At 34.4% G+C, this 16,342-nt stretch carries 19 protein-coding genes; 11 read left to right on the top strand and 8 right to left on the bottom strand.

The annotated features are described in order from the left end of the window. Positions 1–111 precede the first annotated feature (111 nt). The 5 genes from ACQKMV_RS12645 (at position 112) to thrS (ending at position 5,114) form a co-directional block, all read left to right on the top strand. Complete coding sequence (locus ACQKMV_RS12645; RefSeq protein ID WP_427504318.1) at positions 112–621, top strand: hypothetical protein; 510 nt, start codon at positions 112–114, stop codon at positions 619–621. A gap of 230 nt (positions 622–851) precedes the next feature. Beyond that, positions 852–1,640 carry a lipid II flippase Amj family protein gene (locus ACQKMV_RS12640; RefSeq protein WP_427504560.1) on the top strand — a complete coding sequence of 263 codons (789 nt, stop codon included), beginning with the start codon at positions 852–854 and terminating at the stop codon, positions 1,638–1,640. 57 nt (positions 1,641–1,697) lie between these two features. Next, positions 1,698–2,261, top strand: coding sequence for a hypothetical protein (locus tag ACQKMV_RS12635; RefSeq protein WP_427504317.1), 564 nt, complete (start codon positions 1,698–1,700; stop codon positions 2,259–2,261). Between the two features lie 81 nt (positions 2,262–2,342). After that, complete coding sequence (locus ACQKMV_RS12630; RefSeq protein WP_427504316.1) at positions 2,343–2,702, top strand: hypothetical protein; 360 nt, start codon at positions 2,343–2,345, stop codon at positions 2,700–2,702. Positions 2,703–3,185: 483 nt separating this feature from the next. Then, a complete protein-coding gene (gene thrS, locus ACQKMV_RS12625; protein ID WP_427504315.1) occupies positions 3,186–5,114 on the top strand; it encodes a threonine--tRNA ligase in 1,929 nt (642 codons plus the stop codon). Positions 5,115–5,321: 207 nt separating this feature from the next. Here the strand turns inward: thrS and ACQKMV_RS12620 are convergent, their stop codons facing one another. Further along, on the bottom strand, positions 5,322–5,786 hold the full coding sequence (locus tag ACQKMV_RS12620; protein ID WP_427504313.1) for a hypothetical protein: 465 nt from the start codon (positions 5,784–5,786) through the stop codon (positions 5,322–5,324). Between the two features lie 148 nt (positions 5,787–5,934). Further along, positions 5,935–6,108: a Spo0E family sporulation regulatory protein-aspartic acid phosphatase gene (locus ACQKMV_RS12615; protein WP_427504312.1), complete on the bottom strand. Its 174-nt coding sequence runs from the start codon at positions 6,106–6,108 to the stop codon at positions 5,935–5,937. Positions 6,109–6,634: 526 nt separating this feature from the next. On the opposite strand from ACQKMV_RS12615, the gene ACQKMV_RS12610 reads away from it, so the two are divergent. Both ACQKMV_RS12610 and ACQKMV_RS12605 read left to right on the top strand, forming a co-directional pair. After that, a complete protein-coding gene (locus tag ACQKMV_RS12610) occupies positions 6,635–7,261 on the top strand; it encodes a hypothetical protein (RefSeq protein WP_427504311.1) in 627 nt (208 codons plus the stop codon). An 11-nt stretch (positions 7,262–7,272) separates the two neighbouring features. Next, positions 7,273–7,827, top strand: a complete 555-nt coding sequence (locus tag ACQKMV_RS12605; RefSeq protein ID WP_427504309.1) for a histidine phosphatase family protein — start codon at positions 7,273–7,275, stop codon at positions 7,825–7,827. Between the two features lie 50 nt (positions 7,828–7,877). Here the strand turns inward: ACQKMV_RS12605 and ACQKMV_RS12600 are convergent, their stop codons facing one another. Next, on the bottom strand, positions 7,878–8,432 hold the full coding sequence (locus tag ACQKMV_RS12600) for a GNAT family N-acetyltransferase (RefSeq protein ID WP_427504308.1): 555 nt from the start codon (positions 8,430–8,432) through the stop codon (positions 7,878–7,880). Positions 8,433–8,838: 406 nt separating this feature from the next. Beyond that, complete coding sequence (locus ACQKMV_RS12595) at positions 8,839–9,432, bottom strand: hypothetical protein (RefSeq protein ID WP_427504307.1); 594 nt, start codon at positions 9,430–9,432, stop codon at positions 8,839–8,841. A 293-nt stretch (positions 9,433–9,725) separates the two neighbouring features. Here ACQKMV_RS12595 and ACQKMV_RS12590 point away from each other — a divergent pair, with 293 nt between their 5' ends. The 3 genes from ACQKMV_RS12590 (at position 9,726) to ACQKMV_RS12580 (ending at position 10,963) form a co-directional block, all read left to right on the top strand. Then, positions 9,726–9,992 (top strand): SMI1/KNR4 family protein, encoded by a 267-nt coding sequence (locus ACQKMV_RS12590; RefSeq protein WP_427504306.1) that lies wholly within the window; start codon positions 9,726–9,728, stop codon positions 9,990–9,992. After that, positions 9,973–10,467 carry a GNAT family N-acetyltransferase gene (locus ACQKMV_RS12585; protein ID WP_427504304.1) on the top strand — a complete coding sequence of 165 codons (495 nt, stop codon included), beginning with the start codon at positions 9,973–9,975 and terminating at the stop codon, positions 10,465–10,467. Before ACQKMV_RS12590 ends, ACQKMV_RS12585 begins: the two co-directional genes overlap by 20 nt. A gap of 76 nt (positions 10,468–10,543) precedes the next feature. Continuing rightward, on the top strand, positions 10,544–10,963 hold the full coding sequence (locus ACQKMV_RS12580) for a GNAT family N-acetyltransferase (protein WP_427504303.1): 420 nt from the start codon (positions 10,544–10,546) through the stop codon (positions 10,961–10,963). Between the two features lie 118 nt (positions 10,964–11,081). Here the strand turns inward: ACQKMV_RS12580 and ACQKMV_RS12575 are convergent, their stop codons facing one another. Continuing rightward, a complete protein-coding gene (locus tag ACQKMV_RS12575) occupies positions 11,082–11,330 on the bottom strand; it encodes a hypothetical protein (RefSeq protein WP_427504302.1) in 249 nt (82 codons plus the stop codon). A 395-nt stretch (positions 11,331–11,725) separates the two neighbouring features. On the opposite strand from ACQKMV_RS12575, the gene ccsB reads away from it, so the two are divergent. Then, positions 11,726–12,895, top strand: coding sequence for a c-type cytochrome biogenesis protein CcsB (ccsB, locus tag ACQKMV_RS12570; protein WP_427504300.1), 1,170 nt, complete (start codon positions 11,726–11,728; stop codon positions 12,893–12,895). A 102-nt stretch (positions 12,896–12,997) separates the two neighbouring features. On the opposite strand, the gene ACQKMV_RS12565 is transcribed toward ccsB, so the two are convergent. The 3 genes from ACQKMV_RS12565 to ACQKMV_RS12555 all read right to left on the bottom strand — a co-directional run bounded on the left by ACQKMV_RS12565 (position 12,998) and on the right by ACQKMV_RS12555 (position 16,253). Further along, positions 12,998–13,198, bottom strand: a complete 201-nt coding sequence (locus ACQKMV_RS12565) for a cold-shock protein (protein WP_053592785.1) — start codon at positions 13,196–13,198, stop codon at positions 12,998–13,000. Positions 13,199–13,441: 243 nt separating this feature from the next. Next, positions 13,442–14,068 carry a response regulator gene (locus ACQKMV_RS12560; RefSeq protein WP_427504299.1) on the bottom strand — a complete coding sequence of 209 codons (627 nt, stop codon included), beginning with the start codon at positions 14,066–14,068 and terminating at the stop codon, positions 13,442–13,444. After that, on the bottom strand, positions 14,061–16,253 hold the full coding sequence (locus ACQKMV_RS12555) for an ATP-binding protein (RefSeq protein WP_427504298.1): 2,193 nt from the start codon (positions 16,251–16,253) through the stop codon (positions 14,061–14,063). Before ACQKMV_RS12555 ends, ACQKMV_RS12560 begins: the two co-directional genes overlap by 8 nt. Positions 16,254–16,342: the final 89 nt, after the last annotated feature.

Below are 16,342 nucleotides of genomic sequence, written 5' to 3'. Positions count from 1 at the left end.
TTATCATTTATGGCCATGTCATTTCATAAGATTGTTTGATGAAAAAATACTATAACTCCTAAAACATGGTAATCTAATAGTAACAGTCATTGCAATGTTAGGAGGGACTAAATGGGATTTGTCGTTATCGGCATAGTACTTGTTATCTGTATTTTCACTGTGACTTTAGTGGTTATTAAGAAGCATTCAAAGGGAGATATAAAGATGGAAGTTACACCTGTATGTGAAGGGAAAAATGAATTAGATCAAGCTATTATGAAGATATACTTTACGTTTTCGATTGGCAATCTGGCACATCGTAAAAAAGAAATAATAGGCAGTATTGATTGGTCAAAAGGATGGATGCCTGTTTGCTATAATTTAAAGGAAAATGGAGCCTATCAAAAGGATCGATTACTCCCTGTTACAAATGAGGAAACATATACAACCTTTGAAATAAACGCTAAAAGTGCCATAGATCATCTCGGGCAGGGTGAGGGGTATATTGTATTAGTGTTAGAGGACCCTATTTCTACAGATAAATCCAGAGCAGGTGTGATTCTTGCTGTAACCGCCAACATGGTGACCTACCAGCTATCTGATTCAACTAGCTGGAAAAATGACTTTGCAGTTAATCATTAAACACTGAGAAAAGCTATTCATTAGGTATTTTCCTCTTAATGAATAGCTTTTCTTTTTGGTAAGAAAATAATGGAACTTATTAAAGGGAAATTCGTAGAATATTAAAAGGAAGGAGTATCTCTGTTGTGTTCCTTACTATAAGGGAATAACTCGAGCTTGGATTAACGAGATTAATGAACAAATGAAAAAGAAGGTAAAAGATTTTGGATATTATAACAGATAAATTGATCATGATAGCTTTATTTATTCTCATTATTCATTCGATAGAAACACTTGCGTATGCAGTTCGATTATCAGGTGCACGTGTAAAATTACTAGCATCTGCACTATCCTTGTTTAATGTGATGGTCATGTTTTCAAGGTTGGCAAATATGATGCAGCAGCCTTTTACAGGAAGTTTGACTGACACAGCGCCAAAGGAAAATACACTTGCATTTGTGGAGCAGCAGTTCCGCATACTTATTGGCGCCGCTTCACTTGGTACATTGGTAGGCATTCTTCTATTGCCGACATTTGTAGCAATATTTTCAAGAGCTATTATTCATTTGTCTGAGGAAAGAGGCTCCATTCCAGCATTATTCAAAAAAAGCTTTAGTATCGATTATGTCAAACGGGGAATAAAACATATACATCTACCAAGCTTTTCATACTTAAAAGGTATTAGTTGGCGCGATATCCCTGTTAAATTATTTATTATTAATGTCGTCATTACGGCCATTTATACAATTGGCGTTCTATCTGCACTTTACGCTTCTTTATTAGTTCCTGAAAGATCGACAACTGCTGTGATGTCGTCAGGGCTTATTAATGGTGTAGCAACGATGTTATTAATTATATTTATTGACCCTAAAATTTCCATTCTAGCAGATGATGTTATCAATCAAAGAGGCAGCTACTTAAGTCTTAAACGAGCTTCTGTGATGATGATGGGTTCAAGGCTGCTCGGTACATGCTTAGCACAGCTATTATTTATACCTGGGGCAAAATATATTGCCTGGTTTACACAATTTATGACTTAGGAGGATTTACATGAATCAAGAATCGTATGACCGCCCAACAGATTATTATGATATCAGTTGTTTACTATAGATGAGCAAATTTGCACTCTTATAAATCAGCGTAACCATCTATCAAATAACAATCCTGGTTTTCCACCCGATGAAGCGCTTGCTCGTTGGGCAAAAAAATATGGTTTTTATGAAGCCTTTCTTGCATCATTATTTGGGGTGATGAGAACAGAAGAGTATTATAAACCTCGCGTAGAGCCGACTGATTTTAGAAAGCATATTCCAGTTTTAAAGTCAATTGAAGTTGATGAACGATTCTATACGGTAACTTATATTCGGCAGTATCAAAATGCAAGTGTTGTACAACTATTAACCGATTGGGATCCTCGACAAGAATCAAATGTCCATGTTAGACACAATTATACTCATAACAGTTTTGAGTTGTTTGTAGGGGAAAAATACGACTGTTGGATCGATAGCGGAGGAGGAACAAATGGCCATGACAGCTGCACTTTTATCGTTTCACCTCCGTTACCCGATAATATAAAAGGATTAGATTTTGTCTTTAAAGAATATAGCGATGCCTTTGGGGAAAAACCGACTGGATTGATGATAACTATTCAAGCTGAGTAACAACTTTCTCTAGGAATTAGAAGGATAGATTGAAGTTAATATAATCATGATAACTTTCAAGGAAAGGAAAATTGATATCTAATGAAAAAATTATGCTTCCTAATTTTGACGATGTTTGTGTTAGTTGCTTGTAGTACAAATCAACAAGAGGAGGTACACTACATAGCCAAAAGTGATCACTGGAAGGCCGTTTATCATAGTAATACTGAGGAGGGCTTAAAACTTTTCTATCTTGGAGAAGAGCAAGACTTAGGTGATTTACAAATAACGATAGGAGGGTCTAAAGAATCAATAACTTTCAATGACGTCCGAGTAAATACAGATAAACAGTTTATCTTAAAGAAAAGAGAAAGTGCAAAAATTTTTAAAAAGGATGCTGCCCCAATTATTCACATTAAATGGCAGTCTCACAATGAGACTTTAGAAGTACGAAGTGTTTGAAAACCTAGCTATTGGGACCGAATACATATCTTCGCTCAAACAAATATAGTGTTACACATTGCAACTTTCCTGTTATAAGTAATGAGGAGTTAAGTGCATAATTGGGCGAAGAGTCGAAATTATTTCGCGAAAAAAATAATTTTCTAACATTGACAAGTATTGGAATGTTCGTTATAGTAAATAACAATTTCACAAAGCAATGAAATTGGCAATGAGAAGGACACGAGTTTTGATAAACGATTCACAGAGAGGGCGGCCTTGGCTGAAAGCTTCCTAATGCAGCTATTAAAACTTACTACCTTTGAGCAGTGCTTGGAAACTTGCACCGTTTATGCAACGTTACTGCATAGCAAAGAGCCACTAGTGCATCTAGTGGGAATTTGGGTGGAACCACGGGTAATCAACACATGCTCGTCCCTTTATGGGGCGAATATGTGTTTTTTTATTTTCTTTTCATAAATTTTTAAAAAAGGAGTAGAGAATATGTCAAATCAAGCTATTAACATTCAATTTCCAGATGGTAAACAACAAGCATTTTCAAAAGGTGTTACACTAACCGACATTGCACAAGCGATCAGTCCCGCTTTACGTAAAAAAGCAATTGTAGGGAGTGTCAACGGAACCATCATTGATTTGACGCGCCCGATATTGGAGGATACACAAATTACCCTATATGATGCTAACTCAAAAGAAGGAATTCAGGTAATTCGTCATTCAACAGCACATTTACTAGCCCAAGCAATTAAGCGTTTATACCCTGACACTCGATTTGGGATTGGCCCAATAATCGAGAATGGGTTTTATTATGATATCGACATTGCGCATTCCTTTGCGCCAAGTGATTTGCAACAAATTGAAAAAATGATGAAGCAAATTGTTCAAGAAAATATACAAATACAGCGTAAAGAAATAACAAGAGCAGAGGCACAACAGCTATTCGCTCATGATACGCTAAAGCTAGAGTTGTTAGAAGATATTCCAGAACATGAAGTTGTGACGATTTATGAACAAGGAGATTTCTATGACCTATGTCGTGGACCTCATGTACCTTCTACAGGTAAATTACAACATTTTAAATTAATGAATGTGTCAGGAGCTTACTGGCGTGGAGACAGCAATAACCAAATGCTTCAGCGAATATACGGTGTAGCATTTGCCTCAAAAAATGAGCTCGAGGAATACTTTGTTTTCTTAGAAGAAGCGGAGAAGCGAAATCACCGAAAGCTTGGAAAAGAGCTAGAGTTATTTATGTTTTCAGAAGAAGCACCAGGGATGCCATTTTATTTAGCAAATGGTCAAATTATTCGCAACGAATTGGAGTCTTATTTACGTCTTTTACAAGCAAAATTTGATTATCAAGAAGTGCGGACACCATTGATGATGAACCAACGTTTATGGGAGCAGTCAGGACATTGGGATCACTATAAGGAAAATATGTACTTTACACATGTAGACGACCAAAGCTTTGCATTAAAGCCGATGAATTGCCCCGGACATATGTTGATTTTTAAAAATGATTTACATTCGTATAGAGATTTACCGATTCGTATGGCTGAATTTGGTCAAGTTTATCGACATGAATTTAGTGGTGCATTAAATGGGCTTTTACGAGTTCGTACTTTTTGTCAGGATGATGCGCATATTTTTGTTACGCCTCAGCAAATTGAAGATGAAATTGCGCTTGCACTGAAAATTATTGATGAGGTATATCAGGTTTTTGGCTTCCAATACGATATTGAATTATCAACACGTCCGGTTGATTATATGGGTGATATTGAACTTTGGAATCAAGCAGAAGCGGCATTAGAAAACGTCCTAACAAATCTAGGCTTTCCTTTTACAATAAATGAAGGTGATGGAGCGTTTTATGGACCCAAAATTGATATTCATATTAAAGATGCCATTCATCGCAGTCATCAATGTGCAACGGTGCAGCTCGATTTCCAACTACCTGAGAAATTCGATTTAACGTATGTCAATGAACAGAATGAAAAAGTAAGACCTGTCGTTATTCATCGAGCGGTATTCGGTTCTATTGATCGCTTCTTAGGCATATTGATTGAGCATTTTGGAGGGGCGTTTCCAACGTGGCTAGCACCTCAGCAAGTAAAAGTAATTGGGGTGGCAGATACACATAAAGAATATGTACAGCAAGTAATTGATGCTTTACAAAAGGAACAAATCCGTGTAAGTATTGAAGATCGACAAGAAAAGCTAGGAAAAAAAATTCGTGAAGCTCAAATGAAAAAAATACCATATATTCTAGTGCTTGGTGATAAAGAAAGGGATCATCAACATGTCACTGTTCGTAAATATGGTCAACAAGCATTAATTGAAAAACCGTTGCAACAGTTCATAGAGGAAATAAAGCAAGAAATACAGCAAAAAGCTTTGTCTTATGCAGGGGATTAAACCTTTAAAAAATAAAAATGGTTTTCTAGCTCGTTTCATAGGGAGAAAGTCGCTTCTCCCTAGAGTCGAGCTAAAAAAACCATGAAATAATGTTGTTAAAAATATTTTTTTTGGAAATTTGCTTAAAAATGTTGGTTTTTTCATCGATTTTGCTACTATAAATCAATTTTCGAGCATACAATAAATTAAACAACAAACGAAATAGATTTAATACATACTATTACTTTGATAAATACTATTTCCAAAAAGGATGGTTTGTGTCTCAGCGTCAATGACCAGGTATTTATGATGAGTTTCCTGATTAGATTGCTTATAGGATGCTAAAAAATATACTTGTCGATTGGGATGAATAAAAGTATGTTGAGAGAGGTCTATTTTTTCACGTATAAAATTTGTTTTTAAATGAAATGTTTCTTCTGCTTTCGGTACGTCCTTAAAGGCTATTTTTTGACGAATGTTCAAGGTAGCATTGTTATATTCCTCGTAGATTGTCCTGTCTAATTGATGATAAAAATCATTCTCAGCAAGAAATGTTTGATATTGATTATTAGGATATTTATAAGATGTAGTTCCAGAAGGTATGCAAAGAATCGGTGCTGTGTTTTCTACTGAATCTTGAGGCTGCTGTAGTAAAAAGCTTGAAACGAACAATGATATAAATAATACCTGCATGAATAGGCCTCCTTTTTCCTGTCATAAAGAAGATATCCCATTTTTATGTTATTTATACGTATATTTACAACAGTAATAGGAATTTGATGTCTATTTTATAACCGGAACCTAATGCAGGATTAAACTAGACGAATCATTGGAAATAGTTTTAGCTGGCTTTATTGATCGCTTTTGAATATTTATTTAGTAGAACATCTAGTTCTTGACTACAATCTACCACGCTTGGATGAGTGAAACCTAAATCCATAGCTTTTCTATACATTATTTTTCTTTTTATTTCAATTTCCATCTTCAAGAATTGTTTAAACGATATATTAACCAAAATCTTTTCCCCCTAAAATTTTTTCTCCATGTTCTTGGAATACATTGACCTCGATTCAACTTTTTCATTGTATCTCACCAAAGATAAAAAATATGTCATATTGTGTATAGAGTGAGAAATTCGTAATTTAGTCATAGAAAAATATCTTACTTCTTATCAGTAGGGAAAATTAGAAAATTTAGTATTGAATAATTCGATCTATTGCAATTACCTTTTATTGTATTATTTGTGTATTTTATTACCCTATATATAAAAATATTAGGCTTTTTTTTTGGTTATATTTTAGAAAATGTTAAGAGTGATATTTAATAGATTAGCATCTTTTTTACTATAAATATTTATGTCTGCTTCGATTGAAATTTTAATGAAATTCATATCTTGTCACAATTTATCAAATAAACTTTTTTGTTGTTTGTTATTGAAGAGATTTTATTATGGTTGATAATGTTGAGAATTTTCGAAAAATATAGAATTATGGATAAATGGGATTGCTATGCTAATCAATGATAGGGGGAGGTTTACGATATTGAAGTTAAGGTGGCTATTACTAAGCATTTTTATCGTTTCTAGTGTAATGTTAATAGCATGTTCAGAAGTGAAAACAAATACAGGAGAATCTTCAGGATCAAATGCGACTACTAATCTTTACGTTCAACACTTGGAAGAATCAAAACCGACATCTCCAGCTTTTGATAAGGAGTATGATTTTACATATTTAGAGGAATTGCCAGAGAACAAGAGAGCTTTATATAAAGAATTCTTAAGCAATGGGGATATTAATAGTTTAAAGACTTTTACACCAGAAGAAATGGTGTTAATTATGATGAATTTAATTTTTGAACATAATTTCGATAAACTGTATGCAATTACCTACAATAACCATGAGCTTCCAGATAAACAAACCTTTATAGCAGAGTATATAGATTATTTATTGGATGAGGATATACAAAATTATTTAATGTACAGATACTACGATAATATTTCTTTGAATAAAGATTCTAGCACCGAAAATATAGCTATTGTCCAATTGGAGATAATTTTCGGAAGTTCCCATTACGGCAAGACATTTTCCTTATTAAAAGAGGATGGTATGTGGAAGGTTGATTTATACAATTATATGAAAGAAAAGAAGGCAAAATCTGAAGAAAAATAGAGGAGATTAGAATGACTGTAATATACTTTGTTAGACACGCTCATTCTCACTATACAGCCGATGAGTACAATCGTCCACTCTCTGACAAAGGGTTTGAGGATAGAGATCGTGTTACTACACTTTTTAAAAATAAAATAATCCATACTATATATTCAAGTCCATATAAAAGAGCCATTCAGACGGTGGAAGGCATAGCGCAAGAACATAAATTACAGATAAATACGATTGATTCTTTAAAAGAAAGAATACTTTCTAATGGGAAATTACTGGATTTTGACGCTGCTATTCAGCAAGTATGGAGTCAGCCGAATTTCGCATTTGAGGGTGGAGAGTCAAATGAAACCGCAAAGGACCGAGCTATTACTACCTTGCAAAAAATTTTACATACGCATCCAGATGACAATGTAGTGATTAGCACACATGGCAATATAATGGTCTTAATGATGCAATATTTTGCTGCGCAGTATGACTACTCATTTTGGAAAAAACTTTCAATGCCTGATGTGTACCAACTAACATTTCAGCATTTCGTATTAAGTGATGTTCAAAGAGTTTGGAAAGAATAAGAGAAGGGGCTGTCTACTGACAGCCCCTTGGTTCATATTATCGAGAACAATTATTCAATTTGATTCCATTCTTCTCGTAATAGGCCAAATAAAAATACATCATGAAATTGACCGAAGCGGAAAATCTCATTGCGTAAAATACCTTCATTAGTAAAGCCACATTTTTCATAGGAACGAATAGCTCCTTTATTAAAGCTGAAAACCTGAAGCTTAACTTTGTTAATAGCCATATAATTAAAAATAAAATGAATAAGAGTTTTCATTGCATCCGTTCCAAGTCCTTTACCTTGCCATTGTTCGCCAATCGAAATGCCTACAAAGCAAGTACTATTTTGCCAGTTGATTGCATAGGCACCGCAGGAGCCGACAAGCTCATTAGTCGACTTTTCAAATATACCAAAGATAAACTCCTCTTTTTTGCCACTAATACTTTTAAAGAATGAAGCATGATCTTCGAAGGTATTTGGAAAGGGAATCTCGTCGTTTGCAAGGAGCAACGACCTTTTTTCACTCTCGATTTTTACAAATGCTTCTAAATCAGAGGAAGTCATTTGTTGTAAAGTAATAGCTTGACCTGTAAGAAATTCTTTAAAATAATTTTCCATTTTTTTCTCCCTTATTCAAGGGCTGCAGTTAGAGTCTACATCCCTTAGATTATTTGTTGTATAAACAAAACATCAACTGCACTTGTCGCACTCATATTCACAACTCCTTAAGTTTAGATAACTTTATAGTAGCATTTTTAGTAATTGATGGAAATAAATATTTTTTATCAGGTATGTTGAATAGCAAAATATAAGGTGATTATTGAGCTATAGAAGAGTTATTTGTAGATTTTATGTATTCCTTTTAGCTAATTGTTGCTGACGACAACTCGAGTGCTCCTATCGTTTTACTTTCGTCGCAGAGCAAAGCTTCCCGTGCGAAAAGTGAGCGCCCAGTCGGAACGGAAATTAACTATACGATATGGTGATGAGCCTTTTTAAAATGTTTAGAAGAAACGCCTGATTTTTAATTATAGTTTTTTGAAGGGCGCCAATTGGTCTGATGCTCAAGATCTTGTTGCTCTATCCAATTTAGAATCTCGTCAAGGCATCGAATATTGTGGTCTAATACTGCTTCATATATATTAATTGAAGGAAGTATTATAGATTTCTTTAGCATTTCTTCTTTTATATTTAAAATATACTTTCGACTTTCAATTGTTAAGGAATCGGTCATGAACGATACTAAATCTCTTGATAAAGGGCCATTTCGTGTTTCAGAAAATAGCCACATATCTATATTCCAAATTTCTGATGGCATATGCTGATATTGTATTTTAAAATAGTAACCATTAAATGGAGATTCCAAATAATTACGATACTTTAATTCTATAACCTTCGGATTGCTTGTTAAATCTGATAATATCGACATGGCTTCAGCAGCATTAGGACAATAACTAAAGGTTTCTATATCGATATCTAGATCCACTAGTAAATCATACGCTGTAGCTCCAACAACATAAGCTTGTCCAATTGTATTCCATTTTTCTAGCAGTTTTAATTCTTCTAGAATGAGCATGGCCGTTTCTTTTCGTTTTTGAGCTCTCTCTAATAATTCCAAAATTTACACCTACCCAAAAATAAATTTCTAAATCATGTTAGAATACATTATATTTGTCATTTATTCAATATCTTATTTAAGACCAATTTAAAGCAGAAAGAAGGAAGAATAAATGCGTACTTTCAATACCTATTTTAATGGTCTAATGAAATATTTACCTAATGAGGAACAACTTCACTTACAACTTGCAATAGGAGCAACTGAATCTCAAATACAAAGGTTGCTTGATGTTTTTCCTAAGTGTCCTGAGTCACTTACCAATTTGTTATGAGCATTTTCTAGATTGTGTGAAAGTGGATGAACGAATTGACATGCATATACCGTTAAAAGAACGATTATGCTTTGCAGACTATATAAACAATGGTGGAAAATCTAGTTTGTTTATTGACTTTAATCCGAATGAAGGTGGACAAGTAGGACAGGTGATTCGTTACATTCATGACACAGATAGCAATAAAGTGATTGCGCCATCCTTTGAAGCATATTTGCAGCACTTTGTGAGGAAGAATTCGAGGACTGAAGATGAAAGGGAGAGATTCGATGAGATTAAAATTTTATGAAGAAAATGATGAACACTTAATTGAACAATATACGATCACAGAGGAGCAGCTTCGCTATACGATGTCTCCAAAAGCAAGCATTGAACTAGTGAAGCAGGACAAAAATCGCCATGCCATTCTTGTATTAGATAAAGACAAGCTCGTAACTTTCTTTGTGTTACATGAAAAAGAGGGTGTGAAGCCATATTCCTCTAATGAAAAGGCGATCTTAATGCGTGCCTTTTCGACAGACTTTTATGAACAAGGTAAAGGCTATGCAAAAGCGGCATTACAGCTTTTACCGGGCTTTGTTTCAAAGCATTTTCCATATATCGATGAGCTTGTGTTAGGGGTTAATCAACCAAATATTGCCGCTCAATCACTTTATAAAAAATGCGGTTTTGTCGATGAAGGAAGGCTGGCAACAGGGTTCAGGGGTGTGATTAAAGTGATGAGTTATTACATGAGTAAGATTGATAGTGAAAAACTTGATTAGTAATGTAGTACTTGTACAATGATGGAATCTATTTAATTTTGCAGAAAAATCATTATTAAAGAATGAGGGGAACAGAATGACACAATTGCTAGAAGCAAGTTTGGAACATATCGAAGAAATTTGTGCGATTGATCAAGAAGTAGTGGGGGATTTTTCAAGAAGTGAATATATACGTACAGCAATAAACCAAAAACGTTGTATCATTCAACAAACTGAAAAAGGGATTGCTGGTTTTCTTATTTATACGAATGACTTTTTTGAAAATAGTTTCATCTCATTAGTTATTGTCAAGCCATCTGACAGAAGAAAAGGCGTTGCTACAGCATTATTATCATTTTATGTAGAAATGGTTGCCTCTCCAAAAATCTTTTCATCTACTAACAAATCAAATACTAGTATGCATATGGTATTTGAAGCGGCCGGATTTATAAGAAGTGGATTTATTGAAAACTTAGATGAAGGTGACCCTGAAATCATATATGTGAAATTTAAGTAGAGGATGTTCAAAGGCAAGTCGTACTGCTACGAGGCTTGATAGGTTATTTTCTTGCGCGTATTAATAACAGGGAAGGGCTACGATGCTCTTTTTCTAAGGAAGGCAGTTTTTGAATGGCCTATGAATCAGGAAGCGGTTCAAGCATTTTTTCTATCGTTAAGTCATGTTCGATTAATGTATTGATGATTGTTGAGTTTTGTTTCATAGTTAACCTCCACTTATCTAACATAACTTTATGTAACATTTGAGCATACTTATTGTTACATAGCTCCCATAAAATTTTAGAGTCTTGCCAACTTTCGCCATCTATTTGCTTATATAGATGGTTATTTTTTTGACATGAGGACGTCTTTTGGGGATTTTTCATTTACTCACGCCACTAAATTGTAACAATTCAAAAAAATAAAATAATATAAAGGGAAATGATGGCACTTATTTTGATGAATAACGTTATTTTTATTGGAAGCTACTATATAGTTTCCGTAAAAAATTACAGAAAGTAGGGTGGCATTTAAAACAAGTTGATTTGAGTGGAGACACTGGGATTAGCGTCACAGATAAGACGCTAGAGTGAGCCTAAACTAAAAGCATCACTTCCTATGATAAAGACTTCGTGACCTACATCGTGTACTGCCGCTACGTTAGCACTATGTTTTCGCGACATATAGCATGTGTTGCCCAAACACCTCATTGCCCCAGTTAGAAGGGAAATTAACCTCACGTTATGGTGATGAGCAAAAAAATACTTTGGAGGATATTACATTGAGTAAAGAAACATTATTAAGTATAAGTAGTAATTCATTGTTCGCGGCATTTATTTTACTACTTATCGCCATTATACCGATTGGGCTTGCCGTAAAATCGAAAGGAAAAATGTTTGGAAAAGTAGGTCTTCTGCTTACATATATTGCTTTTGCTTTACAGCTAGTTTATTTCATTTTAAGGTGGATTGCTGTTGATCATGCACCTGTAAGTAATATGTATGAGTTTATGACGTTCTTTGGCATCATGCTTACTGGTAGCTATTTGATCATTCATTTTTTATATAAACAAATTGTTGTAGGCTTGTTTACCATCCCTGTGTCATTAATTATTCTCGGATATGGAAGCGTTTTTACAAAAGCGGTTTCACCACTTGTTCCATCACTGCAAAGTAATTGGCTAACGATTCATGTTATGACAGTGGCATTTTCAAGCGCTATTTTATCGATATCGTTCGCAACAGGTATTATTTATTTGTTAAGAACATTAGATGTTTCTAAATTTACGAAAAGTACAGTTGCTTTGGAATTCGTTATGTATTGTTTAATTGTCGTGATTGGCTTTATTGGCGTGGCCACTTACTTTAACTTAGCAGCAGATAAAATCGAGGTTCAATTTGAAAATAAGCTAGGGAAGGAAGAAACCGCCGTTTATACTATGAAACCGCTGATTGTCAATAAAGATGCAGTAACATCTAGTGGGGATCAGGTTGGTATTTTGCAGATTACCAATAAGATAGATGCGAAGAAATTGAATTCTATTGTTTGGTCGTTTATAGTTGGAACGATTTTATATGCGGTGATTTTACTCATTACGAGAAGACGGTTAATTGTTTTATTAAAGCCATTAACAAACCGTGTACAGCCAGCATTAATGGATGAAATTTCATATCGAGCTGTTGTCATAGGATTTCCGTTGTTTGCCCTAGGGGGACTTTTGTTTGCTATGATTTGGGCACAGATTGCTTGGAGTAGGTATTGGGGCTGGGACCCTAAGGAAGTGTGGGCACTTATAACATTTTTATATTATGCTGCTTTCCTTCATTTCCGACTTTCCAAGGGCTGGGAAGGAGAGAAGACGGCTTGGTTAGCGATTATTGGATTTGGAATTATCGTGTTTAATCAGGTATTTGTGAATCTAGTTATTGCAGGATTACATTCTTACGCATAAGTATGCTTGCTTTTTTCTTAAGCTGAATATAATTAACTAAAAAAGAGACATCCACAATTTGGATGTCTCTTGAATTTTGCACTATTCATTCTAAAGCTGAAATTATAGCTTTACAACATTAGTTGCTTGTGGTCCGCGGTTACCTTCTTCAACGCCGAACTCAACTTTTTGGCCTTCTTCTAAAGTTTTAAAGCCATCTGATTGAATAGCAGAAAAGTGTACAAATACATCATTTCCACCTTCAACTTCGATAAAGCCAAAACCTTTTTCTGCGTTAAACCATTTTACTGTACCTTGTGTCATGTGAACAACCTCCCAAAAAAATTCAACAATCATATTCCTTCGATCACTTGCAAAAAATGACGCATTCAAAAGCTCGTATTGCTTTTGAATACGTGAATTTAACGGCTAAGATGAAGTAATGTAATTATTTTTTTCATTATATAACAGTTCCAGATATTTATCCAGTATATTCCGTTTTTAGTAAGAGAAAATTTACATTGTAATGTTTTTAATACTGTTTATGCATTATAGAGGACTCTATAATTAGTCAATCCAGGCTTTCTCTTTAGCGACAATTACTGCCTCTGCACGTGATTCTACGTTTAGTTTGACAAAAAGTTTGGATAAATAGTTTTCAACTGTACGCTGTGTGACCCCGATGGCTGAAGCAATTGCTTTATTTGTACAGCCTTGTGCGACGAGCTGTAAGATCTCTTGCTCCTTGTCGCTTAGTAAAACATCTTGTTGCACATTTGATAGATTAGTACGCTGATGTACAAAATCTAAAAAATCAGCTGCTAATAGGATTTCGCCTCTTAGCGCGGCTTGAATGGTTTGAATTACTTGCTCTTTCGTGGCAAGCTTTGATAAAAGTCCATCAACCTTTTTCTCGATAAGTAGTTCGTAATAATCGGAAAGCTCGTATCCCGTATAGAGTAAAATAAGTGCTTCAGGTTGCTTTTTCTTAATCATTTCTGACAGCTGGATGCCATTGATAGGTTTCATATTTATATCAATCAAAAATAATTGAAAAGCTTGGGCATCCATTCTCGGTAGAACGGCGGCACTATCCTGCTCTGTGTCTATACGGACATTTGCTAAATCCTGTAATAAAGTTTTTGTACCATCTAAAACGACAGGATGGTCATCTACAATAAGAATTTCAATCATATGATTCCACGTCCTCTTGTATTTGAATAAATATATGCATTCCTTCATTATGACTGGAGGTTATCGTGATGTATCCATTAAAAGCACGGACACGTTCTCGAATACCGTTAATGCCCATAGAAGCTGAAGATTGCATTAAATCTTCAATATTACAACCAATACCATTATCTTCGTATTGAAGAATGAAGCCACGATCTATCGCTTGTAGTCTTAGTGAAACTTCGGTTGCCTCAGAATGCTTAATTGCATTATTTAAGAGCTCCTGCACAAGGCGATAAACGACTAAATGTAAGGTTACATCCTGGAATTGGACACGCTCTATTTGGGCTCTTAACAAAAAGTCGGCCCGTATTTTTACCTTTTGGATCAGTTTTTTTAAAGCGATTTGTAACCCAAATGTGTCTAGCAATGGAGGGCTTAAATTCTCACAATACTCACGTAAATCCTTCGAAGCATTCAGCAATTGCTCTCGAATATCTAATACCTTTTCTTTTTTTATACTTGGCGAGCTAGCAAGTACATCTAACTCTCTCGCTAAATGAAGTTGCTCCTGCAAAATAGTGTCATGTAATTCCTGCGCTAAAATACTTTTTTCCTTTTCAATGATATTCCATAATAATTTATCGAGCCAAGGAAGCTGTGTATCATTGTTATCCTTCATATGTTTTATTTCACATACTAAATCTTCAATGAGCTTTAAATTATCAATAAACATAGAAACATAAAGGGAAAGTAACTCTAACCAAAGAAGCTCTTCTTTTTGTAATACATGTCTAATTTTTAATAGGATTTTTTCTTCACTTGCATCATGTAATAGCAGATGAGTCATTTCATTCCCTATGTTGACTTCACCACGAGTGAATGGCACATGATCCGTTATGATTGTAATTGTAAAAGCTGTAGTACCAAGCTTTTCTGTTATTTCATACTTAAATTGATCCAGTAATTCTTGCTGGTTTTTTGCCTTACCCATACGATTAACAGCAGCATATAAATTATGTACATAATTGCCAGTGGATGAAAATATAATCTTTCGATACTTAAAATCAAGCTGCTCTTTTATATAGAAGCTAGCAATGACAACGAGGAATATGAATATAAAGACACTCGTAATTTTAACAATCGATAATTTGTCTATTAACAGTATGGTAATGCCCGTAGTTAATATTGATGCACTAAAAAAAGCAAGTGTTGAATAATAACGTAAACGAGATAATTGATATTCAATATCGAATAATCGTTCATTCACTTGAATGAAGATAAAAGAAAAAGGAATAAACAATAAAAATAAAGCAGCTACCTCAGAATGTAAAATAGGATTCTGGCCAAATATTTCAGGAACGACGAAAAACAGTAGAAACGGTAAGAAAGGCGTAATAAACGCAATAGTAATCAGGCGGATCTTTGCCAGTTTATTTCGTAAATAACTCGTTAGTAAAATATAGATGGCATAGAGAACTAGTGCAGCAAACAAGCCTAAGTTAAATAATGATGCTATCGTCCTGAAGTCAGTATAAAATATAGCAATGAAATCACAGCAAGGTATCAATAGTAATATTAAATAAAGCCACTTAGTATTGATGTAGAGCCATTCTATACGTAGATAGCGGAAATAAAATTGTAAAAAGTGAATGAAAAGCACTATGCATAAAACGATACCAATAGTTATGATTGATGATCCAATTAAATTCCCTCTACCTGAAGCTCCTGTACTTATATAAGCCAATGAACAAGTTAATAAAAATAATGTTAGTAGGCTAGTTAGCAGATTATCTTTATTTCTTCGCCATAAATAGATAGCGACGCCAAAAGATAAGACAAAATAAAACAGTGGAAAAATAATTTGCAAATAAAATTCTTCCGGAATATCTTTATGCTTAACTGTTACAGAATGAACATCACCATCAGGCTTCATAAATGTTAGTTCCTTAGCACTTCTAGCGAGTGAATCGAGTTGGATAGAACGAACATCTTCTGCAGGCTTGCCATCGATTGTCAGTAGTAGATCACCTTTTTCAATATTATTTTGCTGTGCCCAATCGGGATAATAGAATTCAGTCATAACCGTTTTTCCACTAATTGTCTCTACTGAAATACCAATTAAAGGTATTCTCATTGCCACCACAAGTACGTAAATACCTAGGACTAGATAGGTTATCAAAATACTATATGTCCATTTACTCATAGTTTTCTCACAATTATTTGCATGATAATATTGCCCCATTTCAATCTTTAGTACCTATATATTATCCATAATTATTGGTAATTTTGGAA

The organism is Lysinibacillus sp. NPDC094403, assembly GCF_050278745.1.
Classification (GTDB): domain Bacteria; phylum Bacillota; class Bacilli; order Bacillales_A; family Planococcaceae; genus Lysinibacillus.
The sequence above is the reverse complement of the archived record's forward strand: the minus strand, read 5'-3'. Positions and strand labels throughout refer to the sequence as shown.